21 protein-coding genes are annotated in these 26,394 nt (G+C 66.5%); 10 read left to right on the top strand and 11 right to left on the bottom strand.

Features of this window, described 5'->3' with window-relative positions; all coding sequences use genetic code 11:
• Window positions 1–24 precede the first annotated feature (24 nt).
• A complete protein-coding gene (locus DY157_RS00270; RefSeq protein WP_235827095.1) occupies window positions 25–2,088 on the bottom strand; it encodes a serine/threonine-protein kinase in 2,064 nt (687 codons plus the stop codon).
• Between the two features lie 195 nt (window positions 2,089–2,283).
• On the opposite strand from DY157_RS00270, the gene DY157_RS00265 reads away from it, so the two are divergent.
• The 3 genes from DY157_RS00265 (at window position 2,284) to DY157_RS00255 (ending at window position 5,644) form a co-directional block, all read left to right on the top strand.
• A complete protein-coding gene (locus DY157_RS00265; RefSeq protein ID WP_115726651.1) occupies window positions 2,284–3,414 on the top strand; it encodes an ABC transporter ATP-binding protein in 1,131 nt (376 codons plus the stop codon).
• Window positions 3,415–3,504: 90 nt separating this feature from the next.
• Window positions 3,505–4,761: a DUF4032 domain-containing protein gene (locus DY157_RS00260; RefSeq protein ID WP_115726650.1), complete on the top strand. Its 1,257-nt coding sequence runs from the start codon at window positions 3,505–3,507 to the stop codon at window positions 4,759–4,761.
• Between the two features lie 130 nt (window positions 4,762–4,891).
• Window positions 4,892–5,644 (top strand): glycerophosphoryl diester phosphodiesterase, encoded by a 753-nt coding sequence (locus DY157_RS00255; RefSeq protein WP_115726649.1) that lies wholly within the window; start codon window positions 4,892–4,894, stop codon window positions 5,642–5,644.
• A gap of 141 nt (window positions 5,645–5,785) precedes the next feature.
• On the opposite strand, the gene DY157_RS00250 is transcribed toward DY157_RS00255, so the two are convergent.
• From DY157_RS00250 to DY157_RS00225, 6 genes are all read right to left on the bottom strand, one after another.
• On the bottom strand, window positions 5,786–6,976 hold the full coding sequence (locus tag DY157_RS00250) for a hypothetical protein (RefSeq protein ID WP_115727849.1): 1,191 nt from the start codon (window positions 6,974–6,976) through the stop codon (window positions 5,786–5,788).
• Between the two features lie 235 nt (window positions 6,977–7,211).
• Window positions 7,212–8,918, bottom strand: a complete 1,707-nt coding sequence (locus tag DY157_RS00245; protein ID WP_115726648.1) for a glycoside hydrolase family 13 protein — start codon at window positions 8,916–8,918, stop codon at window positions 7,212–7,214.
• Between the two features lie 3 nt (window positions 8,919–8,921).
• Complete coding sequence (locus DY157_RS00240) at window positions 8,922–11,117, bottom strand: glycoside hydrolase family 31 protein (protein ID WP_115726647.1); 2,196 nt, start codon at window positions 11,115–11,117, stop codon at window positions 8,922–8,924.
• Between the two features lie 97 nt (window positions 11,118–11,214).
• Window positions 11,215–12,480, bottom strand: a complete 1,266-nt coding sequence (locus DY157_RS00235; RefSeq protein WP_115726646.1) for an ABC transporter substrate-binding protein — start codon at window positions 12,478–12,480, stop codon at window positions 11,215–11,217.
• 34 nt (window positions 12,481–12,514) lie between these two features.
• Complete coding sequence (locus DY157_RS00230; RefSeq protein ID WP_115726645.1) at window positions 12,515–13,336, bottom strand: carbohydrate ABC transporter permease; 822 nt, start codon at window positions 13,334–13,336, stop codon at window positions 12,515–12,517.
• A complete protein-coding gene (locus tag DY157_RS00225) occupies window positions 13,329–14,234 on the bottom strand; it encodes a carbohydrate ABC transporter permease (protein ID WP_235827020.1) in 906 nt (301 codons plus the stop codon). Before DY157_RS00225 ends, DY157_RS00230 begins: the two co-directional genes overlap by 8 nt.
• 137 nt (window positions 14,235–14,371) lie before the next feature.
• Here DY157_RS00225 and DY157_RS00220 point away from each other — a divergent pair, with 137 nt between their 5' ends.
• Together DY157_RS00220 and DY157_RS11925 are read left to right on the top strand one after the other, a co-directional pair.
• Window positions 14,372–15,508 carry an ROK family transcriptional regulator gene (locus tag DY157_RS00220; RefSeq protein ID WP_115726644.1) on the top strand — a complete coding sequence of 379 codons (1,137 nt, stop codon included), beginning with the start codon at window positions 14,372–14,374 and terminating at the stop codon, window positions 15,506–15,508.
• Window positions 15,509–15,606: 98 nt separating this feature from the next.
• Window positions 15,607–15,996, top strand: a complete 390-nt coding sequence (locus DY157_RS11925) for a hypothetical protein (protein ID WP_115726643.1) — start codon at window positions 15,607–15,609, stop codon at window positions 15,994–15,996.
• Here the strand turns inward: DY157_RS11925 and DY157_RS00210 are convergent.
• From DY157_RS00210 to DY157_RS00200, 3 genes are all read right to left on the bottom strand, one after another.
• Complete coding sequence (locus DY157_RS00210; RefSeq protein WP_115726642.1) at window positions 15,963–16,574, bottom strand: class I SAM-dependent methyltransferase; 612 nt, start codon at window positions 16,572–16,574, stop codon at window positions 15,963–15,965. The genes DY157_RS11925 and DY157_RS00210 overlap by 34 nt on opposite strands.
• 431 nt (window positions 16,575–17,005) lie before the next feature.
• Window positions 17,006–18,022: a class II fructose-bisphosphate aldolase gene (gene fbaA / locus DY157_RS00205; RefSeq protein ID WP_115726641.1), complete on the bottom strand. Its 1,017-nt coding sequence runs from the start codon at window positions 18,020–18,022 to the stop codon at window positions 17,006–17,008.
• 134 nt (window positions 18,023–18,156) lie between these two features.
• Window positions 18,157–18,858 carry a TrmH family RNA methyltransferase gene (locus tag DY157_RS00200; RefSeq protein WP_407923448.1) on the bottom strand — a complete coding sequence of 234 codons (702 nt, stop codon included), beginning with the start codon at window positions 18,856–18,858 and terminating at the stop codon, window positions 18,157–18,159.
• Between the two features lie 46 nt (window positions 18,859–18,904).
• On the opposite strand from DY157_RS00200, the gene DY157_RS00195 reads away from it, so the two are divergent.
• The 4 genes from DY157_RS00195 to DY157_RS00180 all read left to right on the top strand — a co-directional run bounded on the left by DY157_RS00195 (window position 18,905) and on the right by DY157_RS00180 (window position 22,473).
• On the top strand, window positions 18,905–19,423 hold the full coding sequence (locus DY157_RS00195; RefSeq protein ID WP_115726639.1) for a PH domain-containing protein: 519 nt from the start codon (window positions 18,905–18,907) through the stop codon (window positions 19,421–19,423).
• Between the two features lie 247 nt (window positions 19,424–19,670).
• Window positions 19,671–20,495 carry an HAD-IIA family hydrolase gene (locus tag DY157_RS00190; RefSeq protein ID WP_115726638.1) on the top strand — a complete coding sequence of 275 codons (825 nt, stop codon included), beginning with the start codon at window positions 19,671–19,673 and terminating at the stop codon, window positions 20,493–20,495.
• Window positions 20,496–20,610: 115 nt separating this feature from the next.
• Window positions 20,611–21,180 (top strand): orotate phosphoribosyltransferase, encoded by a 570-nt coding sequence (gene pyrE / locus DY157_RS00185; protein ID WP_115726637.1) that lies wholly within the window; start codon window positions 20,611–20,613, stop codon window positions 21,178–21,180.
• 237 nt (window positions 21,181–21,417) lie between these two features.
• Window positions 21,418–22,473 (top strand): DUF559 domain-containing protein, encoded by a 1,056-nt coding sequence (locus DY157_RS00180; protein ID WP_115726636.1) that lies wholly within the window; start codon window positions 21,418–21,420, stop codon window positions 22,471–22,473.
• A 99-nt stretch (window positions 22,474–22,572) separates the two neighbouring features.
• On the opposite strand, the gene DY157_RS00175 is transcribed toward DY157_RS00180, so the two are convergent.
• Window positions 22,573–23,346 carry an SDR family NAD(P)-dependent oxidoreductase gene (locus DY157_RS00175; protein ID WP_115726635.1) on the bottom strand — a complete coding sequence of 258 codons (774 nt, stop codon included), beginning with the start codon at window positions 23,344–23,346 and terminating at the stop codon, window positions 22,573–22,575.
• A gap of 165 nt (window positions 23,347–23,511) precedes the next feature.
• Here DY157_RS00175 and DY157_RS00170 point away from each other — a divergent pair, with 165 nt between their 5' ends.
• Complete coding sequence (locus DY157_RS00170; RefSeq protein ID WP_115726634.1) at window positions 23,512–26,394, top strand: hypothetical protein; 2,883 nt, start codon at window positions 23,512–23,514, stop codon at window positions 26,392–26,394.

Genomic DNA, 26,394 nt, shown 5'->3' with positions numbered 1-26,394 from the left:
GCGAGGGCGCGGCGAGGGCGACACCTACGCGGGTCCCCCTGTGACGATGAACCATGTGGCGACGACCACGCCGGCGCACAGGAGTCCCGCGATGAAGCGGATCCACGTCGGACCGAGGAGGGCGGTGGCGAAGCGACTCGTCCCGTCGCGCAGGTCGACGGCGGTCGGCATGAGCCATGTGAGCGCGAGGGCCGCCCACACGGCGACCCAGAGGGCGATCGACCAGATGGGGTCGGTGACGAGGGGGTCGGCGCCGAGGGTGGGCCGCGACGAGGCGACGATTTCGATGATCCGCCTCCACGGCGCGCCGTCGATCCCGCCGGCCGCGTATCCGATCCACGCCACGTAGGGGATGATCGCGCCGAGGGCGAAGCTGAGGACGAGGCCGCCCGCGGCCTTCAGCAGAAGGAGGGGCGAGGCCGCGAGCATGGCCGCCGTGTCGGAGCCCTTCGGACCGGCGTTGCGGACGCGCCGCATCTCCCGGTGGCGCAGGCAGGCACCGACGAGGGCGAGGAGCAGGAGGGCCGTGCCGACCGCGATCGATCCGATGGCGCCGAGAAGGATCGGGAGCATCGCGAGCGGCATGAGGAGCGCCGGCCCGAGGATCCACGTCGTCCGGGGGAAGTTCGGGATGAAGGTGGGCGCGGGGAGCGCCGTCCACGGGGAGGGGGCGGGTTCGGTCCATTGCCCGTCGGCCCGGTACGGGGCGAGCGCCCCGTCGGTCGGCGCTGCGCCGGGCCGCGCGGCCATGGGTCCCCAGGCCGCGCCGGGTTGGGGGGACGAGGACGAGGGCGCCTGCGCCCACTCGGCCCCGGCGACCGGGCCGCCCGGCCAGGGCGGCTGCACGGCCGCGCCATCGGCGGTCCCGGCCCGTACGGCCCCCGACGACGGAGCGGCGGACCAGGGGGCCCCCGCGTCCGCAGCGGACCACGGGGGCTGGATCGCGGTCGCATCCGCGCCCTGCCCGTACCCGGCGGGAGCTCCATCGGGCGCGAACCCCGGGTCGGCCGGACCGAGCGCGCCCACGGGCGGCGGGTACGAGGGCTCGGGCGGAGCGAGTCGCGCGGTCGGCTGGGAGCTCGGGAGGGGACGGGTCGGGGGAACGCCGTCCCCGTCGAACGGCGCTCCCGACGAGGAGGGGGAACGAGTCGACGACCCCGCGGCGCCGGCGGGGCCCTCTGCCGAGGCTCCGACCGGGGCGTCGGCACCGGGCGCGCGCAGCGCCTCGGTCCTCGCGGCGTCGGCGGCCCGGGCGAAGAGGGCGCCCCAGTCGAGGACGTCGAGGGAGGGCGCGCCGCCCGGCAGGCCCGCGGCGCCGACGAGCGCGGCGACGACCTCGGCGGGGGCGGGTCGTGAGGTCGGATCGGGAGAGAGGCCCCGGCGGAGCACCTCCGCGATCGGCGCGTCGACGCCCGCGAGGTCCGGGTCGCCGGTGAGGACCCGCATGATCACCGCCTGGACGTCGCCCGTCCCGTAGGGCGGGCGCCCCGTCGAGGCGGACAGCAGCGTCGCGCACCACGCCCACCAGTCGGTCGCGTCGTCGGCCTCCTGGGCGCGCAGCAGTTCGGGCGCCGTGTATCCGGCCGTTCCCGACACGAGGCCCGTGCGCGTGAAGTGCTCGTCCCCGTCGTTCATCGCGATGCCGAAGTCGATGAGGACCGGGCCCGTGGTCGAGCAGATGATGTTCGAGGGCTTGATGTCGCGGTGGACGATCCGCGCCTCGTGGACGGCCCGAACCGTCGAGACGAGATCGGCCGCGAGCGCCGCGACGAGCGAGGGCTCGAGGGGCCCCGAACGGATGAGGGACGCGAGCGTCGGCCCCTCGACGTACTCGGAGGCGATGAACGGCTGCGAGGCGTCGGTCTCGACGTCGACGACGTGGGCGACGCGATCCGAGCGCACGGAGTTGACGGTCGCGGCCTCGCGCTCGAGGCGGCGCCTCGCCCCTTCCGACGCCGCGAGCGCGGGATGGACGAGCTTGAGCGCGACCCTTTGGCCGCCCCCGTCCTCGGCGAGCCACACCGTGCCGGCGCCGCCCGAGCCGAGTCGGCGAACGAGCGCGTAGCCGCCGATCTCCTCGCCCTCCATCACGCCGCCAGACTACAGGCGCCCCGGGCCGTTTCCGGGCCCGAGACGCGGATCACTGTCCATTCCCGAACGGCGGTGATAGGTTGGCACCAGCCGTCCGCGCTCGCGGCTCGGCCCTCGGCGATGCCGCCGGGGACAACGCAACCCACTCGGATCGTCCGGCACGTACCTGCCGGTGGGAAGGAATATCGAATCATGGCTACCGTCACCTTCGACAAGGCGACCCGCATCTACCCGGGCAATGACAAGCCCTCGGTCGACCAGCTCGACCTCAAGATCGAGGACGGCGAGTTCCTCGTTCTCGTCGGCCCCTCCGGCTGCGGCAAGTCGACCTCGCTCCGCATGCTCGCGGGCCTCGAGGACGTCAACGCCGGCCGCATCTTCATCGGCGACAAGGACGTCACGGACGTTCCCCCGAAGAACCGCGACATCGCGATGGTCTTCCAGAACTACGCGCTCTACCCGCACATGACCGTCCGCGAGAACATGGGCTTCGCCCTCAAGATCGCCGGCACCCCGAAGGACGAGATCAACCGTCGCGTCGACGAGGCCGCCCGCATCCTCGACCTCGAGCCCTACCTCGACCGCAAGCCGAAGGCCCTCTCCGGCGGCCAGCGCCAGCGCGTCGCCATGGGCCGCGCGATCGTCCGCAAGCCGCAGGTCTTCCTCATGGACGAGCCGCTGTCGAACCTCGACGCCAAGCTCCGCGTCCAGACCCGCACGCAGATCGCCTCGCTCCAGCGCGAGCTCGGCGTCACGACCGTGTACGTCACGCACGACCAGACCGAGGCCCTCACGATGGGCGACCGCATCGCGGTCCTCAACAACGGCCTCCTCCAGCAGGTCGGCACGCCGCAGGAGATGTACGAGCGCCCGGCGAACGACTTCGTCGCAGGCTTCATCGGCTCCCCCGCCATGAACCTCGGCAAGTTCCAGATCGACGGCTCCACCGCGATCCTCGGCCCGGCCCGCGTGCCGCTCTCGCAGGCGACCCTCGACGCCATCGTCCCCGAGGACGGCGGCAAGATCACGATCGGCTTCCGCCCCGAGGGCCTCGAGCTCGTCGACGAGACCGTCGAGAACACGATCCCGATCGAGGTCGACTTCGTCGAGGAGCTCGGCTCCGACGCGTACATCTACGGCCACCTCGCCGGCGCCGCCCCCTCCGAGGGCCTCGGCTCCTCCGAAGAGGGGTCGGCGAAGCAGATCATCGTCCGCGTTCCCCCGCGCACGGCGCCCGCTCGCGGCGGCGTCGTCCACGCGCGCATCATCCCCGGCCAGCAGCACAACTTCTCGGCCTCGACCGGTATGCGCCTTCCGGAGTGATCCTCCCGGTTCCCGGCCCCGTCCTCGTGCGCGAGGGCGGGGCCGGCCCGCGTCCGAAGCCCCTCTCGCAGCGAATGAGAGAATGACGCCATGCCCGAAGCACTCGAGATCATGGCCGCAACCGTCGACCCCGCACTGCTCGACCTCCCCTGGGAGGTCGCCCTCGAGGAGTGGCCGGAGTCCCTGCTCGCCGCCCTCCCCCGCGGCATCTCGCGGCATGTCGTCCGATTCGTCGAGCTCTCCGACCGCGTCATCGCGGTGAAGGAGATCGGCCCGACCGTCGCCCACCACGAGTACGAGATGCTCCGCGACCTCTCGCGCCTCGACGCGCCCTCGGTCCTCCCGACCGCGGTCATCACCGGCCGGCGGACCCCCGAGGGCGAGGAGCTCAACGCCGTCCTCGTTACCGAGCACCTCCAGTTCTCCCTCCCCTACCGGGCGCTCTTCAGCCGGCACATGACCCCGGACACGGCGACTCGCCTCATCGACGCGCTCGCCGTCCTCCTCGTCCGCCTCCACCTCCTCGGCTTCTACTGGGGCGACGTCTCCCTGTCGAACACCCTGTTCCGTCGCGACGCGGACGCCTTCTCCGCCTACCTCGTCGACGCCGAGACCGGGGAGCTCCACCCCGCGCTCACCCCCGGTCAGCGCGATTACGACGTCGACCTCGCGCGCACGAACATCATCGGCGAGCTCATGGACCTCCAGGCCGGCACCTTCTTCCCCGAGGACGCCGACCCCATCGAGATCGGCGACCGGATCCGCACCCGCTACGAGGACCTGTGGACCGAGCTCACCGGCACGGAGATCATCGAGGCCGACCAGAAGTGGCGGGTCGCCAAGCGCATCGAGCGCCTCAACGACCTCGGCTTCGACGTCGGCGAGCTGAAGATGGCCTCCGTCGCGGGCACGGCCGAGATGCGGATCCAACCGAAGGTCGTCGACGCCGGCCACCACCACCGCAAGCTCATGCGCCTCACCGGCATGGACGTCGGCGAGAACCAGGCGCGACGCCTCCTCAACGACATCGAGACCTACCGGGCGACGACGGGCCGTGGCGGCGCGCCCCTCGAGATCGTCGCCCACGAGTGGCTGAACAACGTGTTCGAGCCCGTCATCGCCGCGATCCCGCCGGAGCTCGCCGGCAAGCTCGAACCCGCCCAGGTCTTCCACGAGTTCCTCGATCACCGCTGGTACCTCGCCGAGCAGGCCGGCCACGACGTCCCCCTCGACGAGGTCATCGCCTCCTACGTCGAGAACGTCCTCCCGACCAAGCGCGACGAGGCCGTCTTCATCGAGGAGGAGGCCGACGGCCCCACCCCGACCGATCACCCCGATCTCTGGTAGGCGCCCCCTCCCTCCCCTTCTCGGACGCCCGGCCCCGGCCTCGTCCCCGATCGGGAGGCGACCCGCGACCGCGCCGCCCCACGGCCCGCCGGCCGACCCCGACCACCCGCTTCGACGACAAGGAGTCGACATGACCGAATACCCGAGGATCTACGCCCACCGCGGCGCCTCCTCCCTCGCGCCCGAGAACACCATCGCGTCCTTCGCGAAGGCGATGGAGGTCGGCGCCACCTGGTTCGAGTTCGACGTCGACATCATCGGAGACGGCTCGCTCATCGTCATCCACGACGACCGGCTCGACCGCACGACGACCGGCAAGGGCGGCTACTACACCCTCGGCTTCTCCGACATCCGCAAGCTCGACGCGGGCAAGTGGTTCTCCCCCACTTACCGTTTCGAGCGGATCCCCGAGGCCGCCGACGTCATCGCCTTCGCGAACGCCCAGCAGATGGGCATGAACCTCGAGATCAAGCCCTGCCGCGGCGGCACGCGCCTGCGCGAGAAGCTCATCGAGAACCTCGCGGTCGCCGTCGACGCGGTCGCCGATCCGTCACGGCTCATCGTGTCCTCCTTCGACCACGACCTCCTCGCCGACTTCCACGCCGCCCGCCCGTCGATCGCCCTCGGCTGGCTCTTTGAACGCGAGGGGCAGCCCGGCCCGACGTGGGACGAGGGCGCGGCCGCGCTCGGATGCGCCGCCATCCACCCCGACGACACGGGTCTCACGGCCGAAGAGGTCGCCCGCATGCGCGACGCCGGGTTCGAGGTCAACGTGTGGACAGTCAACGACCTCGATCGGGCCCGCGAGCTCGCCTCGTGGGGCGTGGCCGGCATCTTCACCGATCGGCCGCAGGACTTTCCCGCCGAGGCGCTCGCCCGCTGAAGCCGCCGTTGGAGGCATGGCCGCGCAGGGTCATGCCTCCCGGGCCGAACAGGACGTTCGCAGATCCCCTCGACGCGCGAAGGTGATGCTCTCGGTGAAGAGCTGAACGGGAGGCGATGCGCTCCAGCGGGAGAGCCCCGGTCAGTCCTCCGCGCGCACGCCGTGACGGCGGCGCAGATAGCTCGACAAGGAAAGCTCTGCGACTGAATCCACCAGGAGGATCCCACCGAGCACGCCACCCGCCTTCACCCAACCCGACCGCGGCGAGTCCGCGCGCACCGCGAGCGTAAGCAGGGCCGTGCCGACGACCGCCTCAACCGACGCAACAGTCCGGACGATCCACGGCTTGTCCACCGCGACCGACTGATAAGTGTTCCACAACGGCTGCGCAGGAGAATCCGGCTCGGAGAGCATGATGTCGACGCTGCGGCCGATCGCGTTCGAGATGCCGCGCGCGAGGTGCATCTCGGCGCCCTCGACCTCGGAGGCCGAGATCCGGCCGAGGAGGAAGGCGGCCGTGCCGGTCGGCAGGCCGAGGGCCTTGACGACCTTCCACACGGCGTCCTCGCCGGACGAGGTGACGGATTCAAGAAGGGCGTCGAGGTCGGCGCCGGGCACCGCCGCCGCGATCGCCGTGAGCTCCGGCCGATCGCCAACAAGATCAATAACGGCCTCCGACACCTCGGAAGCATCCTCGTGGGCCCCAGCGACGACAAGCGCATCCATCCCCCAGTTATGGGTAACGACATGCTCGAGGTGGTCGTCGGTGACGAGGAACACCTGGAACTCGCCGTCGGCGCGCGACAGGGTGACGAGCGGGAGCTCGCCGAAGTTCCATCCCGCCTTCTCCGGCGGGAGCTCCGCGTAGAGGGCCCGGTGGCCGTCGGCGAGTTCGACATCCGCGAGGTCGATGCCCTCGAGCGCGGCGAGGAGCGGAACGGACGACGCAGGGGTGCGACCTATCTCGACGATGCGGGACGCGACCTCGTCCTCGTCGATCTCCTCGTCCTCGTCCCAGGTGTCGGCGAGCGGCGACTCGCCCTCGGGGAGGCGGTCGGCGTCCGCCTTGCCGATGCGGACCTCGGCGTCGAAGAGCGTCGCGAGGTCGTCGGCGAGCTCCTCGGCGGTCGGACCGGGCTCGGCCTCGTCGCCCGTGAGCACCGCGACGCGGCCGTCCGCGACGGCGACGTTGACTCCGAGCAGCTGCGGGGAGGAGGGGAACCATTCGAGCTGGGCGAGAACCGCGCGTTCACGCAGTTCGGCGGCGACTTGAGCGGGATCGAGATCGCGCCCGATGATCATCCCCTCGACTCGCGTCCACACCTGTTCCATGACGATCCACCCTTCCACGTTGAGGTCCTCTAATCACACCACGTTTCCGCCCTCCGCGTCACTCGATGCCGCCCCTTCCGCGCCGATCGGCACGGATTCGCAAGGCCCGTGAACGCGCACGACGCCCTTAGAACATCTTCCATGTGTCCTGCTTCAGCCCAGCACGCCGCCGGCCGGGCACCAGGACCGGTGGCACGGCCGCTTCGCGCGGAGCGAGGTTCGCGCAGCCGCGCCTTCACTGTTTGAGGAGCTGACTCTCTTGAAGTGCGATGACACGCGACTCCCAAGGCGCGAGTTCGTCGAGACGACGGACTTCATGAGTAGCGAGGAGGACTTCCCCGACGATTCGGCAATCATCTGGCAAAGAGCAGGGACTGCTCGACATGTTTGCCACAACCAAGATCGAGCCCATGCCCTCGAGCTCACGCATATAAGCGAAGATCTGTTCGTCATCTGGATGGAGGAGAGTGAACGCGCCATCGCGCACCACAGCGTTCGTGTGGCGCAACTCAATGAGGCGCCGATAGTGGTGGAAGACCGAGTTCGCATCTGCCCTCGCTGAGGCCGCATTCACCTCAATGTGATTCGGATGCACCGGAAGCCACGGATCGCCGCTTGTGAAGCCCGCCTGTTCGGAATCGTCCCAGCTCATCGGGTAGCGAGCATTGTCTCGGCCCTTCGCTTGGTAGGCGCGCAACAGCGCCTGCTCATCGGCGCCCGACGCCATCGCCTCAGCGTAGTGATTGAGGGTCTCCACGTCGCGGTACTGTCCGATCGAAGTGAACCCTGCGTTGGTCATGCCGATCTCTTCGCCCTGATAGATGTACGGCGTTCCCTTCATCATATGGAGGACCGTCCCGAGAGTCTTCGCCGAGTTCACCCTATGCTCGACCGAGTCGTTACCCCAACGACTCACGATTCGCGGCTGGTCATGGTTGTTCCAATAGAGCGAGTTCCACCCCCGCCCCTCCAGACCTTCTTGCCAGCGCGCCAGGCTCGCCTTGAGATCAGGCAGGTACAACGGTTTGAGAGCCCATTTGCCCTCTCCCGGCCGCTCATCCAACTCCATGTGCTCGAATTGGAAGACCATGTTGAGTTCTTCACGTGCCGGATCGCTGTATCGAGATGCCTGTCCGATGCCGATTCCAGGGCATTCGCCCACAGTTAGGAGATTTCTTCCCTTCAGTACTCGTTGGTTCATCTCATGGAGGAATTCATCCATCCTCGGGCCATCCACGTAGCAGCTTCCCGGGCTGAGAATCTGAGCGGGAGCGATCGAAGCATCAGCAATCGGCAGACGTTTGCTGAGCAAGTTGATGACATCCATTCGGAATCCGTCAATACCTCGGGCAACCCATCGGCGCATCATTTCGTAGATCGCTTCGCGTACCGAGGGATTCTCCCAATTGAGGTCAGGCTGCTTGCGATCGAAGAGGTGGAGGTAGTACTGGCCTCGACGCTCGTCAAATTGCCAAGCCGAGCCGCCAAAGACGCTCTTCCAATTGGTCGGTTCCGCACCCGGAGTATTCGCTTCACATCCAGGTCGTGGATCTGCCCACCAGTACCAGTCAGCCTTTGTCGATCCAGCGTCGCGCGATTCCTGAAACCAGGGATGCTCATCCGAGGTGTGGTTGACCACCAGATCCATCACGAGCCTGATGCCGCGACCATGCAATCCCTCGATCAGCTCGTCTAGATCAGCCAAGCTACCGAAGACCGGATCGATGTCCTCATAGTCGCTGATGTCGTATCCGTTGTCGGCCTGCGGGCTACGGTAGACCGGGCTCAGCCACACGACGTCGACGCCCAACGCGACGAGGTGATCAATGTGCCCGAGGATTCCCCGAAGATCACCGATGCCATCGCCGTTGCCATCGGCGAAGGAGCGCGGATAGATCTGGTAAACAACTGCAGACTTCCACCAGTCGGTGGCACGTTCCACTGCTCAAGCCTTTCGATACACGGGAATGACATACCAGTCAACGGATCGAGTGACGACGCGACCGCCCTCAAGCAGGTCTCCGGACCAGTAGTCCTCCCAGCTCCCGGCCGGCAGGTAGGTTTCCCACGTAGTCGCACCGGCCTCCGTCACCGGATTGATGAGCAAGTCGTCGCCAAGCAGATACTGCCTGGGATGGTTCCAGATCTCAGGATCAGCACCGTAGTCGTAGAACATCGCTCGCATTAGCGGCTTACCGCTCTGCAGGCATCGATGGATCTGATCTGCCAAGTAGGGCCGTATGCCTTCACGGACATGCGTGTAATAGCGGGCGAGATCGATGAGCTCGTCACAACCAGTCTGATCGGCAACATTCCAAGGCGTACGGTCGCGCAATGGCGGCCGGTGATGATTGAACTCTGAGTGGTATTGCATGACCGGCATGAAGGTCGCTGCAGCGAAGGCACGGGCGTAGAGTTCCGGGTCGGGAACTGGGCCGGAGAATCCGGCGAGGTCCCAACCCCAATAGAAGATCCCGCTGGCTCCAGCGGTCAAGCCGGCAGTAATGGAAGAGCGGAATGCCTCCCACGTAGAATCTTCATCTCCAGCCCAGAACAAGCCGTTGGCTTGAGAGCCCGTGAACCCGGAACGGCTGAAGGTAACTGGGGCTTTCCCTGCCGAGCGGAGCAGATCGCCATACGCCCGGGCGTAGTTGACTGGATATAGGTTGTTGCCCTCGTCGCCTCGGCGACCATCTTCATAACGTAGGTCGTGGCCCCAGGCATGCTCGCCACCGTCAGTCTTGAACCCATCGATGTCGAGGTCCTCGACTAGGTATCGACGTTGTTCGGTCCACCATCGTCGACCGGCTTCGGTCGACAGATCCGGCATGAGGGCCTTCGGGAACCACCAGCCGCGGTTTTCGTAAGGGGTACCATCAGCTTCTCGGACGAAATGGCCGGACGCGATCAGTGCATCACGTTGTGACTGTGCCTGCTGCCCGAGATCCTCATCGCACTTCTGCAAGGGGATTTGCCAAAGGACTACCTTGATCCCCCGAGCGTGCAGCTCGCGTATCATCCCGGCAGGGTCTGGCCAGGCCCCATCGCGCGGATAGCTGAAGTCAACAGCGCGGTGCGGCTCTCCACCGTTCGGTGCATAGATGGCGTCGCGGAAGATCGTAAACCCTTCCTCGTCGCTCCAAGCTTCAATGACGAGCACGGAGATGGGAATGTCTTCGCTCTGGTGACGATCCATCTGCTTCATCACGAGGCTCTGCGTGTTCCACTCGTTTCCGGAAGCCCACAGGCCAAAGACCCATTCTGGCAACTCGCTCGGTCGGCCCGCGATGTCGAGGAAGCCGTTGAGTACGTCCGCGGGAGAGCCCTTCCACGTGTTAACACGCACGGATGGCTCGGATCGTGCTTCAAGACCGAGGTCGACCTCGACAAGGATTCGATCGGCCGCGGCGACCCCGACGTCGTACCAAGTTCGACGTGTTGTCTCGACGTGGAAACCCCACGCTTGACCGGTCTTATCGATCACCTGGGCGAACGGCATGGGCAGGTACGTGCGGTGGTACTTCCCCTGAGCTTTGTATTGCTCGAAGACAACGGCGTCGAGACGACGACCACGTTGGTCAAGCTGGTCGTAGCGCTCACCAAAGCCGACCACGTGCTCCTCTTCCGCAATTCGAAGGGCGAAGCGGGCCCGGTGGACACCGACGCTACTGACCAGCCACGATTCGCTACCTGGAATGAACCGATCGCTTTCGATGTCAACGCGCCCTAGCGGCTCTTGGCTCCAGTGCGCAGGTGCAAGGGAGAATTGAGCGGACGTCTCGTTGCGCCCATCGAGGGTGGTTGCCTCGAAGTAATAGGTGGCCTCAAGGTCAGGCAGGCAATCGACAACCGCCTGCCATCCATTGTCGGCATTCAGCGCAGCCTCTTGAGCCGCCGCCAAGTGTCCATCGCCTCCCGCGAGGAGTGCCGCATCGCTGTCCAGGCCGCTGACCGGCGCCATTTCGAAGCGCTGCTCATGATCCGGCCAGGCAACAATGCACTCGACCCGACTGCAGGGCGCAGCAGTGATTGCCCCGATAGCCAGCTCCTGTCCGGCAATCGGAATGGCTGGGAACAGCTGGTCGAGGGAACGGGCATAAGGATGCTCGATGCCTCGCGGGCGGTGAGTGATCAGGGGCATGAGATTCTCTCCAGGATCGAAGCGTATTGATACGTTTGAGCGCGAGCGCAGTCCCTCGGCGGTGCGACTACCGACGCAGCCGCACCGCCGAGCAAGGTCACTGATTGATAAGTGCGTCAACCGCTGCGGCGGCGTCGGACAGCGCGTCCTCAACCGACTTGCGTCCCGATGCTGCTGCGGTCAGCTCCTGAGTGACGGCGTCCTGCATCTCCTGCTGTGATTCGATGACCGGCGGAAGAACCGTCTTGTCGAGGCTGTCGAGCACAGCGCGACGATTGGCCGGCTTCCCCTTTTCGAGATATGAAGCGAATACCGCGTCATCAGCGACCGGAGGCAGTTCCCACGAAGAGGAGAGCCGAATATCGCTCATTGTCTTCGAGCTCGTCAAGTAAGTGACCCACCTGGTCGCGGCCTCAACATTGTGCGACTTGGCATTGACCACTGCGCCATTCGTGAACATCGCCGACGCCTTGGTGGTATCCCCCGGTTCGACGACGATGTCCCAGTCGAACTGGACGTCCTTCAGACCATCGAACATCCAGATACCCGAATGCCACATTGCAAGCTTGCCGGTTTGGAACAGCTTCGAATCGAAATCCGGGGTGCCGGCACCGTCGGCCTCAGTCGGCATCGTCTTTCCAGACTTCTCGACGAGCCAAGTCGCCGCCTTCACGCCTTCTGGCGAGTTGAACGCGGTCTTCTTACCGTCGTCCGCCATGAATTTCCCACCGGTTTGCGCAAGAGCCTTATAGAACTCGTGGAAAGTCACCGGCTGATAGTCGCCCCACGTCCCGTTGGCTGTGTCCGTGAGTGCTTCGGCAGCATTCTGCTCGTCCGACCAGGTCCAGTCCGCAGTTGGCTCAGCAACGCCCTTCGCCTTAAAGAGGTCCTTGTTGTAGAAGAGAACGACATTACTGAAGCTCTCAGGCAAGCCGTACTGCTTCCCATCGACCATGAACGCATCGACCAACGACTTCCGGTACTCGCTCGCATTGACTCCTTCAAGTCCTGCCAACGAACCGTTTGCCGCATACGTCACAAAATTCTCGTAGTTGAGTTCGAACGCGTCAGCAGCGGTGCCGCCAGCAACCGCGGTTTGCAGTTTTGCGAAGTAGGAATCGTAGGGGATGGTTTCGATCTTGACAGTGATGTTCGGATTCTCCTGATGGAATGCGTCGGCAATAGCCTGAAGATCCTTTTCATGACCGCCATTAGCGGAGAAGTTCATGTATGTGACAGTTTGAGCCCCGGAGGGATCGCTGCCACCACTCCGAGTGGCCGAACCTTGCGAGCACGCTGCGAGCGAGAGAATCGCGCCGAACAGCGCGAGGCCCGAAAGGGCACGGCGGATATTGCGGGACATCTTTCTTTGCCTTTCTGAGAAGGGGATACTGCTACTACTTGAGGCCCGTGTGGGTCACTCCGGTGATGATGTGTCTCTGGGCAAACAGGTAGACGACCATGATCGGAATGATGGAGACGACCGACCCGGCCATCACCACATCCCATTGAGTCGTGAACTGTCCGTGCAGGCTCGCCAGACCGAGAGGAAGTGTCTGAAGCTCAGGGGAACGGATGACGACTAGAGGCCATAGGAAGCTGTTCCAGGTCGCCATGAACGCGAGGATTCCAACGGTGGCCAAGCTCGGGGTGATGAGCGGGAGGATAATTCGCGCGAAAATGCGCAGGTGCCCCGCGCCGTCGATGATTGCGGCCTCGTCGAGTTCCCGAGGCACCGCCTGAACAGCCTGTCTGAGCATGAACGCTCCGAAGGCGGAAGCCACCGTGGGGGCAATAAGCGCGAAATAGGTATCGTGCAGGTGCAAGTCTTTAAACAGGATGAAGAGCGGGACGACCAACACCTGCAGAGGAATCATCATCGTCGCCAGATACAGCGCGAACACGACATTCTTTCCGGGAAAGTCAAGCCTCGCGAATGCGTAGCCGGCCATGGAGCCCGTCATCAACTGCAGAGCGGTCGAAACCAGTGCTACCAGGAGCGAGTTGGCAACAATCCGCCCCATTGGCAACACATCGGAGAGGGATCGGTACGCGTCCAGAGTGGGATGCTCCACGATCAGGGAGGGACCACCTGCCAGGGATCCCTCGGGCGTTATCGACGTAATGAGCATCCACAGGAATGGAAACATCATCATGAGCGCGCCGACAGCCACTGTCACCACCAGCACTACCCGCCCTGAAGTCATCTTCTCACGCATAATGCACCCATTTCTTCTGACCCCACATTTGCAGGAGGGTGACAAGCAAGATCACCGCGAACAACAGCCACGACAGCGCCGAAGCCTCACCCGCCCTGCCATAGCGGAACGTCAGGTCGTAGATCTGCCCGACCACGACCTGCGAAGAACCCTGCGGCCCTCCGCCGGTCATGACGAACACTTGGTCGAACACTTGAAATCCGTTGATCAGACTGATGACCAGCACGAAGAAGCTCGAAGGGGTGAGGAGGGGCAGAGTGATATGGCGTAGCTGCTTCCAACGCGACGCCCCGTCGATTCGTGCGGCCTCGTACAACTCGGTAGGGATGTTCTGCAGACCGGCGAGCAGGATGACCATGACGAAACCCAGGTCTTTCCAGGCCGAGGCGAGAACAACTGAGGCCATGGCCCACTGTGGATCTGTCCACCACCCTGGCTCAGGAAGTCCAACTGCACCGAGGAGAGCATTGACAATGCCATTCGAGGGATTGAGGAGCCACTTCCAGACCAGAGCTACAACCACCCACGACGTAATGACCGGGAGGAAGTAGACGGCACGAAAGAAGCCGCGGGCCGGCAGACGCTGGTTCAACGCGACCGCAAGCACCAGACCGCCAACATAGACCAAAGGCAAGTAGCCCACTACGAATGCCAACGTATGCCCAAGAATCCTCCATGTCTCAGGATCCGCGAGCAGCTTCGCGTAGTTCCCGAGACCGACCCAGGTGGGAGACGAGATGAGATTCCACTTGTGCAGGCTGATCCAGACCGACTGAATCATCGGCCAGAACGTGAAGGCAGCCAAAGGCACGAAGCTGGGCGCCAAGAACACGATGGCCCAACCAGTCTGACTTCGGCGAACGGCTGGACTACGCCGCTTTCTCGGCATTGCATCCATCAGCAAGCTCCATTGCTTTGACGACTTTCTTTAGTCATAAAGTAAGCCTGCTGCTACTCCCTTGTCAAGGGATACGATCCAAGATGGACTTCAACAACAGATCCGTCGACTAACCCACCCCCAAGAAGGATGTGAACATGGGAGGAAAGCTGGCGAGTCGCGACTATGGCGCCGCCATCATTAGCCTTATCGGCACCCGAGGCCCCATGTCGCGATCGGACGTCGCACGCGAACTCGGGGTCTCCCCCGCCACAGTCACCAACGCAACCAAAGCGCTGCTCTCTCAGGGGGCACTTGTCGAGTCCGGCGCACGACCTTCCAATGGCGGACGGCCGCGCGTCCTCCTCGACGTTGTCCAGCATCGCCGCTATGCACTCGGCGTCAAGCTGACTCCCAACCACTTGACAATGGCCGAGGTTGATATCAATGGAACTCCGTTCCCTGGCTTGTCAATCAATCTCGACATGCGCGCACCCGAAGCCTTCGCCCGCATCACCGATGCTGTCCGAACCCAGGTTCGCGACCGGACGGGGGTTTTGCTCGGCATCGGCCTGGCAATCCCGGGCTACAGCGACCCGAAGAACCCAGACGTCGTCACCGCCCCGACGTTGGGATGGAACGCAATCAACCTCGGACAGGCTCTGCGCGAGGCCACCGGACTGCCAGTGATCATCGACAACGATGTCAACACTCTCGCCGTGGCCGATCGTCTCTACGGCGACAACCAAGCCGATGAAAGCCTGCTCATCACCATCGGGTATGGCATAGGCGCTGCCATTACCACCGGCGGACGCGTCTTGCGCGGTGCGCACGGAGGAGCTGGAGAACTCGGGCATTCCATGATCCAAACAACCGATATCCAGTGCGCCTGCGGCCTGCGCGACTGCCTCGAGACACTGATCAGCGACAACGCGCTCGTGCGCCGAGCCCGCCAGAATGGATCACTCGAAGCACACGAGGGCAAGGACCGGCTCAACCGGCTCGCCGAAGCTGGCCACCCTGGCGCCCGAGCCCTCTTCCACGACGCAGGCACTAGCCTCGGACTCGCTGTCGCAAACGTTGTCCACCTGTTCGACCCCCAAACCATCACGATCTCCGGCGAGGGAGTCGACATGTGGCACCACTGGGAGGCGGGATTCCTCGAAGGTCTGCGCGCCAGGATCCCCGAGAATCGCCGGACCACCCCCATCAGCGTCCACCACTGGACCGACGACACCTGGGCTCACGGAGCCGCATCCCTGGTCTTTGCAGCCCCTTTGGCGTACCGCGACTGAGATTACTCCCATGTGATTCAAGAAGACCCCTTGCCCCCCGCAGGCGACAGGCTTACTATGATACCATAGTAATTTTAGCGCTGAAATAAGGAGTTGCCATGTCCATTTTCGCGCGCCTTCGCCCTTGCTCCTTGCTCGCCATACTGCTTCTGACCATCGGTTTGACATTAGCTTCACTGCCAGCCCATGCAGGAACCCTGTCCGGGGTCTTCCACGACCCCTACGGATTCGACGAGCAGTACACCACCCAACCGACCGAACGGGCGCCCCGAGACCCAATGACTGGCGACGCTGTGTGGCTGTCAAGCCCCGGGTTTTGTGGAGGCTCGTTTATCTGGCTGCTGTGCGGACATCGTCGGCGCAGCGCGGGGTGCAGTCCTCTCGGAATCCGAGATCGATCCGACAAGCCATTCGCTCACCGCCATTCGGCGCTCTCTATTCCAATCGGAAGCCATCAGCGCAAGTCGGAACGCGAGCATTCCGCATAGTCGACGCGGATACGCGTCGGCAGAAGACGGCTCATCATCACCGTCCACCCATTCGCCGCCAGGAACTCCTCGTAGGAGTCGCGCGTCCACTCGTGCTCGAAGCGCACACCAGCGAGACGCAAAATGCGCTCGCGGAGTCGACCGATGCGCGAGGAAGCGCCGTGAACGAAGTTCGGGGCGATCAGGATGCCGTCGGAGCGCAAGACGCGCGCCGCCTCTCCGAGGGCCGCCTCCGGGTCGGGCATGATGTGCAGAGCATTGGCGATGATAACGACATCAAAGGAGGAATCCGGATACGGAAGTGCGGTGGCGTCAGCGACTTCGAAGCGCAGATGATCCGCATGAGGGTGCGATCGCGCCTGGCGGATCATTCCCGCGGAGAAGTCGGTCGCGATCATTTCCCGACACGTTGGAGCAACCTCACGCGCAAGAGTACCCGGGCCCGCCGCCACCTCGAGGACGCGTTTGCCCTCGATGAGGTGGCGGATACGCGCATATGCAGGCGCGTAAGCTCGTTCATCGGACCGCGTGAAGAATGCGTAGAGCGGCGCATAAAGATCCCAAATGCGAGTTCCCATGATGTCCTCACCTCCTGCGTCTTCAATAACCGACGTGCTACCACGTTTTCTCGGAAGCCGATCATCATTCCAAGAGACAGCCCTCGCAGCGGCCGCTCCGACGACCGCTCTCTCCGTCGAATTCAGAACACATCGGCGGATCACCACCAATTGAACCCCCCCTCGACCACCGACGCGCCCTCGCACTCCACGCCATGATTCGAAAAGGAGCCCTCACGCTCCAACACGACAACACACCCGCCCTCAACCGGTGAGGAGCCAGCCTGGGACACTCCGCCTCAATTGTCCCCTCGGGAATCGCCGCAACGCCAGAGCACGGAAACGGGGGTGGGACCCGGAGAGAATCCTCCGAGTCCCACCCCCATGCGGGTCCAGCCGATGAGATCAGCCGAGACCGTCAATCCAGCGATGCTGATCGACGGATCGACTGCTCACTTCATCTTGGTGCCGACCGAGCCGAGGCGCTGGCACGCCTCGACGACGCGGGCGGCCATGCCGGCCTCGGCGGCCTTGCCCCACGAGCGCGGGTCGTACTGCTTCTTGTTGCCGACCTCGCCGTCGATCTTGAGGACGCCGTCGTAGTTGCGGAACATGTGCTCCACGACCGGGCGGGTGAACGCGTACTGCGTGTCGGTGTCGACGTTCATCTTGATGACGCCGTTGGCGACCGCGGTGGCGATCTCCTCGGCCGACGAGCCGGAGCCGCCGTGCATGACGAGGTCGAACGGGCGGTTGTTCTTCCACCCGATCTTCTCGGCGACCTCTTCCTGGATGGTGCCGAGGATCTCCGGGCGGAGCTTGACGTGGCCCGGCTTGTAGACGCCGTGGACGTTGCCGAAGGTGAGAGCGGTGAGGTAGCGGCCGTTCTCGCCCATGCCGAGCGCCTCGACCGTCTTGAGAGCGTCCTCGGTGGTCGTGTAGAGCTTCTCGTTGATCTCGCCGACCACGCCGTCCTCTTCGCCGCCGACGACGCCGATCTCGATCTCGAGGATGGTCTTGGCCTTCACCGAGAGGGCGAGGAGCTCCTTCGCGATCTCGAGGTTCTCGGCGAGCGGAACAGCAGAGCCGTCCCACATGTGCGACTGGAAGGTCGGAAGGTCCTGGGTGGCCTCGATCTCCATGAGGGGGCGGATCCAGGAGTCGATGTTCTGCTTCGCGCAGTGATCGGTGTGGAGGGCGATGGTGACGCCGTAGTTCTTCGCGACCTCGGTCGCGTAGGCCGCGAGGGCGAGGGAGCCGGTGACGCGGTTCTTGATCGTCGAACCGGAGGCGTACTCGGCGCCGCCGACGGAGATCTGGACGATGCCGTCGGACTCGGCCTCGGCGAAGCCCTGAATGGCGGCGGTGACGGTCTGGGAAGAGGTCACGTTGATCGCGGGGTAGGCGAACTTGCCTTCCTTCGCGCGATTCAGCATCTCGGCGTAGACCTCAGGGGTTGCGATAGGCACAGGAGCCTCCTATTCGAGCGACAAGTCTGTCGGGGTCGATTCTCCCACATCGGGGCCTTCCGCCGCGAGGATGGAAGTCCCGCATAAGTGCACGTTCGTCTTCCCCCGATGGGCGCCTTTTCGGGCCTTCGCGGTCACTCCCGCGACCGCATCTCCTCGAGCGACCGCGCGTGCGCCCACATGACGATCGCCGCGGCATGCCCGACGTTCATCGAGCGCGTCGACCCGCGCTGCGAAACTCGCACGACGAGCGCACACTCGGCGAGCATCTGCGCGCTCAGCCCGCCCGACTCCTCCCCGAAGACGAGGCACGCGCGCGCCGGCAGCTCCGTCGTCTCGAGAGGCACCGCCCCCTCGACGTTGTCGACGCCGACGAGGACGAGGTCCCGCTGCGCGCACGAGGCCGCGAGCGCGGCCGCGTCCTCCAGATGATCGACCTCAAGGTACCGGTCCGTCACCATCGCCCCACGCCGATTCCATCGCCTGCGCCCGACGATGTGCACCCTCGAGGCGCCGAGCGCGTTCGCCGTCCGCACGATCGACCCGATGTTGAAGTCGTGCCCGGGGTTCCCCACCGCCACTTCGAAGGGGAGCGCCCTCCTCGCGATGTCGGCGCGGATCGCGTCCATCGTCCAGTAGCGGTAGCGGTCCTCGACGTTGCGGCGGTCCCCGTGCGCGAGAAGCTCGGGATCGAGGCGCGGGTCCTCGGGGACGGGCCCCTCCCAAGGGCCGACGCCGTTCTGCGCCGCGCCCTCGCGCACCCGATCGGACTCGTCGACGACGCCGCCCCCGCCCATCCGGGCCGGGGCCCCGCCCTCGTCGATCGCGTCACTCATCGGCCTCACGATAGTGCGCGGGCCGCCGTAATGGCACGATGGGGGCATGGCCCCGCGACACACAATGCTCTCCAAGGACGAGGTCGTCGTCCGCCGCATGCGCACCCACGTCAAGGCGATCCTGCCGAACATCCTCGGCGAGATCCTCCTCATCATCGCGGGGATCCTCGCGTCGGTGTACCTCCCCTACGAGTGGGCGCCCTACAGCCACGCGTTCGTCTGGGCCGCGGTCGTCGTCGCGACGATCCCGCTCCTCATCGTCCCCTTCCTCAAGTGGACGACGACGACCTTCACGCTCACCTCGAAGCGGATCATCACCCGCCACGGGATCTTCAACAAGAAGGGTCACGACCTGCCCCTCACCCGGATCTCCGACGTCGCGATGGACCGCGACCTCGTCGACCGGATGCTCGGCTGCGGCACGCTCACCCTCCAGACCAGCGCGAACGACCCGCTCGTCCTCGCCGACGTCCCGCACATTGAGTACGTCCAGCTCGAGATCACGAACCTCCTCTTCCACGACGTCCAGGGCGCCGTCGACGCCGACCCCGAGCAGGCCGATTGACGAGGTCGACCCGACCGGGTTCGTACCCGGCGGCATTGCGGCCCCGAGGCTCCCCGTCTCGGGGCCGATCTCTTTCCCGGGGGTTCCGCTCGCGCTCCCCCGCCCTGCGTCGTCCGTTCGGCGCCGCTTCCCCGAACGTTCGGACGGCGTTCACGAGTGGCGGAAACCGCGCTCCCAGGCCGGTTTCACAGGCTCCTGAGGACGCTCGGACGGTGACCGCGGAGGGCCCGCCGCCTACGATGGAGGCATGACGTTGAACGACAATGCACCCAAGGCCCTCACCGAGATGCCTCCCGTGTCCGCATGGCTGTCCGACATGGACGGGGTCCTCGTCAAGGAGAACCGCGCCCTCCCCGGCGCCGAGCAGTTCCTCGACGCGCTGCGACGCAAGGGCTACCCCTTCCTCGTCCTCACGAACAATTCGATCTTCACCAACCGCGACCTGTCGGCCCGCCTCGCGAACTCCGGGCTCGACGTCCCCGAGGACAACATCTGGACCTCCGCGAACGCGACGGCCGCCTTCCTCTCCCAGCAGTCGCCCGACTCCTCCGCCTTCGTCATCGGCGAGGCCGGCCTGACGACCGCCCTGCACGGCGCGGGCTACATCATGACCGACCAGAATCCTGAGTACGTCGTGCTCGGCGAGACCCGCAACTACGACTTCAACGCGATCACCCGCGCGATCCGCCTCATTGAGGAGGGTGCGAAGTTCATCGCGACGAACCCCGACGTCACCGGCCCCTCCGACGACGGCACCCTCCCGGCCACCGGCGCGATCGCCGCCATGATCACCGCCGCGACCGGCAAGCGCCCCTACTTCGTCGGCAAGCCGAACCCCGTGATGATCCGCGCCGGCCTCAACAAGATCGGCGCCCACTCCGAGCACGCCGCCATGGTCGGCGACCGGATGGACACCGACATCCAGGCGGGCGTCGAGGCTGGCCTGCGCACGCACCTCGTCCTCTCCGGCTCGACCTCGCTCGAACAGATCGAGCAGTACCCGTACCGCCCCTTCGGCATCCACGAGGGGATCGGCGAGCTCATCGAGCTCGTCGAGGCAGTCGTCGACTGACCCTCATCTCGTCTTCTGGAGGGGGCGGCCCGGCGGGGCCGCCCCCCTCCTCGCGAATCGCGCGGACGGGCGCGGGGAGGACGGGACTCCGCGGGCGGGCCGCTACTCTGAGGGCATGACGAACGACTCCCACAAGGCCCGTCTCGCCGAACTCGTCAAGGAGCTCTCGGTGATCCATGAGAAGGTCACCCTCGCGTCGGGCCGCGAATCTGATTTCTACGTCGACATGCGTCGCGCGACCCTTCATCATGAGGCCGCCCCCCTCATCGGACACGTCATGCTCGACCTCCTCGAGGAGTCCGGGTTCGCCCCGGGCGAGGACTACGTCGCCGTCGGCGGCCTCACGATGGGCGCCGACCCCGTCGCCGCCGCGATGCTCCACGCGGCGGCTTCGCGCGGGCTCTCCCTCAACGCCTTCGTCGTCCGCAAGGCCGCGAAGGAGCACGGGATGAAGCGCCGCATCGAGGGCCCGGACGTCGCGGGCAAGCGCGTCGTCGTCCTCGAGGACACCTCGACGACCGGCGGCTCGCCGCTCGAGGCCGCGCTCGCCCTCAAGGAGGCGGGCGCCGAGGTCGTCGCGGTCGCCGTCATCGTCGATCGCGCCACGGGCGCGAAGGAGCGCATCGAGGCCGAGGGCTTCCCCTACTTCCACGCCCTCGGGCTCGAGAATCTCGATCTCGCCTGATCGGAGCCCTTTTGATCTGAGCATTCGACGAGGCCGGGGGGCCGGGCGCACCGCGCCCGGCCCCCCGGCCTTCGACCGAGACATGCTCCCAGTGCTTGCTTCACGGGGGTCTTTGAGACGAATCGTTCGAGAAGGCGCCGTGAAGCAAGCAGCGGGAGCACCCCTTTTCCATCCACTCCGTCCACAGGCCGCAACCCCCTCCTCCCCGAATTCCACGAGGACCCATTCAATGAGTCCATGGAGGCTTTCGGACTGAGGATCGAAGCTGCAGCAGCATCGATTCGCCTGGGAACGCGCAGTAACCAGCACGCGATTCGACGTGCCGTCGACGGGCAGCGACTCCTTCGCATCTACAGGAACGCCTACGCGCCTGTGGCCGTCGTTGCCGGACTCGGCGGCTGGGAGCTCGCCGACACGGTTCTCGCCCTGAGGATCGCAGCGGTATCGCTGGTCCGGGGCCCATCGGCTCCGCTCTCGCATTCATCAGCGCTCATCGCGCACGGAGTCGAACCACTTGCCGACGACCACCGAGAAATTCATCTGCTCGCTCCACGGGGAAGCGCGCGAGCGGACGAACTGCCGCATGTGACCCTCGGCGGAGACCTTCTTTCACCGGGAATTCCGATCATTTCCCATCAGACCGATTCGCTGCCGCGCTCGCTGTCTTTTCCCCTCAGCGACATCGCCTCCGTGGAGCCCCGACTGGCGGCGGCCCAATGCGCCGCCGATCTCCGTCCGGATCGTGCGGTGCAGTCCGTCTCCGCCGCACTCCGATTGCTCTCCCGGTTCGATCGGTTCTCACTCGCGGACAGCAGGGAGCGCGAGGAGTACGAGCGCAGACGAATCCTCGACGCCATCGAAGAACGACGATCAGGGCGCGGGCGCTCGCGCGCGCGGGTGGTCCTCGCCGCCGCCGACGCGGCGTGCGAGTCGGTCCAAGAGCGCAGGCTGCTCTGGATTCTCAAGGCGATGGGATTCCGGAACGTCCGGACCCAGGTGGAGCACTCAATCGCCGGGCGTCGCCTCTTCGTCGACTTCGAGATCAACCGCGGACGGGTGCGCCTCGTCATCGAGTTCGACGGGAAGGCGAAGTATGGAGACTCGCCGGGGCGCATTCTCTCGTCGCTGACGGAGCGCGATCAACGCGAGAAGCTCCTCGTTGCCGAGGGACTCACCGTCCTTCGATTCGAGTCCTTCGAACTCGAAGATCCCGAGAGGGTCGCGCGCGAGGTCGCCACCGCGCTTCGAATGACGGCACCTCCGCACCCGCAGCGCGCGCTCCTGCCCCTTTGAGTGCGTGGGTTTGCTCCCACTGCTTGCTTCAGCGGCATTCTCGGCACCTTCAGTGCCCAAAGGGTTCGCCAAGCAAGCAGTCGGAGCACTCGGTTTTCACTACATGTGCGGCACGGAGCGCATCGCCCGGCGAACGACCCAGCGCGGCGCGAGCTTCATCGCCGCCATCGCCGCCTTGTAGGTCGGGGTCGGCGTCACGAGGACGCGGCCCGCGCGCACCGCGTCGAGCGCCTCGGTGACGACCTCCTCGGGCGTGCAGTAGAGGGCATCGGGCGTGCGCGACATGTCGACGCCCGCCTTCTCGAAGAACGGGGTGCGCACGGGTCCGGGGCACACTGCGGTCGCGGTGACGCCCGTGCCGCGCAGCTCCTCGGAGAGCCCCTCGGTGAAGGCGACGACCCACGCCTTGTGCGCCGAGTAGGTGCCGGCCCCCGTCCGCGACGCGACGGACGCCGTGTTGAGGATCGCGCCGCGCCCCCGCGCGCGCATCGCGCGGACCGCGTGGTGGGCGAGGACCATGACGGCCCGGACCATGACGTCGAGTCCGTTGAGCTCGGCGTCGAGGTCGTTATCCGGGAAGGGGGCGCCGAGGGCGAAGCCGGCGTTGTTGATGAGGAGGCCGATCGGGGAGCGTCCGTCCTCACCGGTCGCGTCGAGTCGATCGGCGACCTTCGCGAGCGCCTCGGGGTCGGAGAGATCGGCGACGAGGACCTCGGCCTTCACGCCGGCGATCGTCCGGAGCTTGTCGGCCAGCTCCTCGAGCTTGCGCTCGTTCCTCGCGACGAGGACGAGGTCGTGGCCGGCGGAGGCGAGCTGCCAGCAGAATTCTTCGCCGAGGCCGGAAGCGGCCCCCGTGATCAGCGCGGTTCCCATGGGGACAAGGGTAGGGCCGCTCGCGCGCCGTAGCGCGCGAGCGGCCCCGGTTCGGTCTCCATCCACAGGCCCCGCCCTCCCCTGTCGCACCGAGATCGATTCCCGATACAATCGCGAGGACGACAGCCCGACCGCATTCGAGACGACAGCCGCCGAAGGAGACCCGTGCTCACTCCCGACGAGACCTCCCGCTCCACCCCGGATCCCGGTTCGCCCGCTCCCGTCGGGGCGTCCGGGTCGTCGACCTCCGCGTCTGCGGCCGCCGCCCCCGCGTCGGTCGCCGACCTCGCGGCGCTCGCGCGCGAAGTCGAGCGACTCGGCCGCGAGATCGACCGGCTCTCCAGGGTCGTCGCGGCAGGTGGCGCTCCGAACGGGCGCGCCGTCCCGATTCACGACCGCAAAGCGGGCGCGCCGAACCTCCCCCAGCCGGTCACCGGACCGATTCCCGGGGCCGATCCCACCAGAACGGCACCGACGACCGCGTCCGTCCCGGCCCCGGTGAATCCATGGAACGGCGCTCCGGCTCCCTCGCGCCCAGCGCCGCGGCTGCGCCTTCGCCGCGCCGGGCGCGGGGCTCCTCCGGACGGGAATCCGCAGCCGGAGATGGCGCCCCTCGCTCCCGGCACCGCCACTGGCGGCGAACCGGCTCGGATGCAGCCGGTGAACTCGACGCGCGCCCGCGAGTCCCGCTTCAGCGCCTACGCCCTCGCGATCGCCGCCGCGCTCCTCGTCTTCCTCGCCGCCTCGAGCCTCGTCGTGCTCCTCTGGGACCGTGTAGCGGACGAGGCGAAGATCCAGATCGTCGGCGCGTTGGCGGTCGTCCTCACAGCGGTGGGCGCGGCCCTCGGCGCTCGGACGCGAACAGAGTCGCCGTGGCGAAACGCCCTGCCCGCCGCGACGGCGCTCGGAACAGGCGGGGGGCTCGGCTTCGTCGCCCTCATCGGCGCGGTGCTTCTCGGCGTCGTCGACGACGCGCCTCTCGTCCTCTCCCTCCTGTCGATCTGGGGCCTGGCCCTCGTCGGTCTGGGGACGTGGACTCGACTGCCGATCACCTGGCTCATCGCCGCGATGGGCGGGGCGGCGACGGTGATCCTCACGGCCCAGTACGCGCGGATGCGCCCCGAGTCCGCCCTGCTCGGGCTCATCGCGGTCCTCGCGCACACCGCGATCCTCACTGTGCTCACGACGGTCGCGGCGCCGCGCTGCACGAGCGAGGAGCGCCGCCCTGTCTATCTGCTCGCCGCGCCGGTCGTCGCCTTCACCGCGATCGCGAACGCGCCGATCGAGCAGGCCGCGTTCGACGGCGAGCTCGTCGCCCTCCTCGCCTATGCGGCCTTCGCGACGCTCGCACTCGCCCAGGGACTCATCGTTCTCGTCGCCGCGAAGCGGACCCGCTCCGACAGGATCGTGTGGAACGTCGTGTGGACGGTATGGATCGTGCTCGTCGCCGGGATCGTCGCCCTTCGAGTCCACGACTGGGAGTTCGCGCGCGCCTCAGGCTTCCTCCAAGGAGAGGCGCCCGTCGCGTCGGTCGGGGCGACGGTCCTCGTCCTCCTCTCGATTCTCGGCTGCGCCCTCGCCGCAGCCCTGCTCCCCCTCGCCGCGTCGTACCGCCGGGTCACGGCGCACGCCCTCTCCTTCGCCGTCGTCCTCGTATTCATCGTGCGCGCCGAGGGCTCTCCGCTCGGTCTCATCGGGCCGATCCTCCTCGTCCTCGTCCTTCTCGCGACGGCGGCTCCGGCCGTCGTCGACGGGCACGGCGATCACGCGCTGACGGTGCCGATCCTCGCCGCGCCGACGGTGCTCGCGATGACGGCTGAGAGCCCGGTCGCGGCGTGGACGGGGATCGTGCTCGGAGTCCTCCTCATCGTGGGCGTCGCGCTCATCGATCTCTCCTCCCGGCGCGCCGCCTCCGACTCTCCGCTGAGCCTCGAGCAGTCCGCCGTCGCGCGGGCGGCGGCGTTCGCTCTCGCCTTCGCGGCCCTCGCCCTCCTCGTCGTCGAAGTCGATCGGCTCTGCCGGTTCGCCGACATCGAGACGGCGTGGCGGGAGACGCTCGTTCAGGGCCTCGTCCTCACCTTCCTGTCGCTTCTCGCGCTTCTCGGATTGGGGACCGGTCGCCTCTCTCCCGCCGATCTCATCATGGGGCGAGGCCTCGCCGCGAGGGTCGAGCTGCGGGTTCCGCGCACCCGGATCCACCCCGTTGCGACGCCGCCGGTCGGCACTCCCGGCGCGGCGGGCGGACCCTCGGGGCGGGCCGCCCCGCCCGAGCCGGTCGTCCCACTCGAGCCGGTCGTCCCGGCGGCGCCGATCATTCTCGCCGCGGCGGGCGTCCTCGCGGTCTCCTCCATGGGGATGACGACGATGTGGTTCCAGTCCTCCGCGGCCGCGGGCTCCGCCGCTCGCACCGGCATCGCGTGCCTCCTCATCGCCGTCCTCGCAACCGCCCTCGTCCGGATGCTCCTGCCGATCATCAGCCGCCCCGCGGCGGGCGTCGCCACCGGATTCCTCCTCACGAGCGCGGCCGTCATGGTCGTTCTCCTGCTCTCCTCGGACGCCTTCCGGATGTGGACCTTCAACCTCGCCCTCTTCCTCGCGAGCGCGGCGTGCATCCTCACGGGCTTCTTCATGGGCGCGCGGCACCTGCGGCTGTTCGGGCTCGTCGTCATCGCCTTCGCGCTGGCGAAGATCGTTCTCGTCGATATCGGAGCGCAGGGCTCGGTCATCCGAATCGGGGCCCTCCTCATCGCGGGGATCGTCTGCTTCGGCTTGGCTCTCGTGTACTCGCGGAACGCCGCGCGGCCCGATGGGGACGGCGGGCTCGACTCGGCGGGCGCCGCCGACCGGGTGGCGAGGGCGTCGATGGCTCGCCCGAGCGGATCCGTCAATCCGCCCGTGAGGCGGCCGCGGGCCGAGCCGCTCCCACAGACCGACCCGCTCCCGCGAACCGGGAGCTCGACGCCCGCCACCCCCGACCCGCTGCCCGCCTCCTCACCGCACGAGCCCTGGGCGCCGCCTCGAACCCCGGAGGATCCTTCTCTAGGCTGA

Source organism: Actinomyces culturomici (assembly GCF_900499005.1).
GTDB lineage: Bacteria > Actinomycetota > Actinomycetes > Actinomycetales > Actinomycetaceae > Pauljensenia > Pauljensenia culturomici.
The sequence above is the reverse complement of the archived record's forward strand: the minus strand, read 5'-3'. Positions and strand labels throughout refer to the sequence as shown.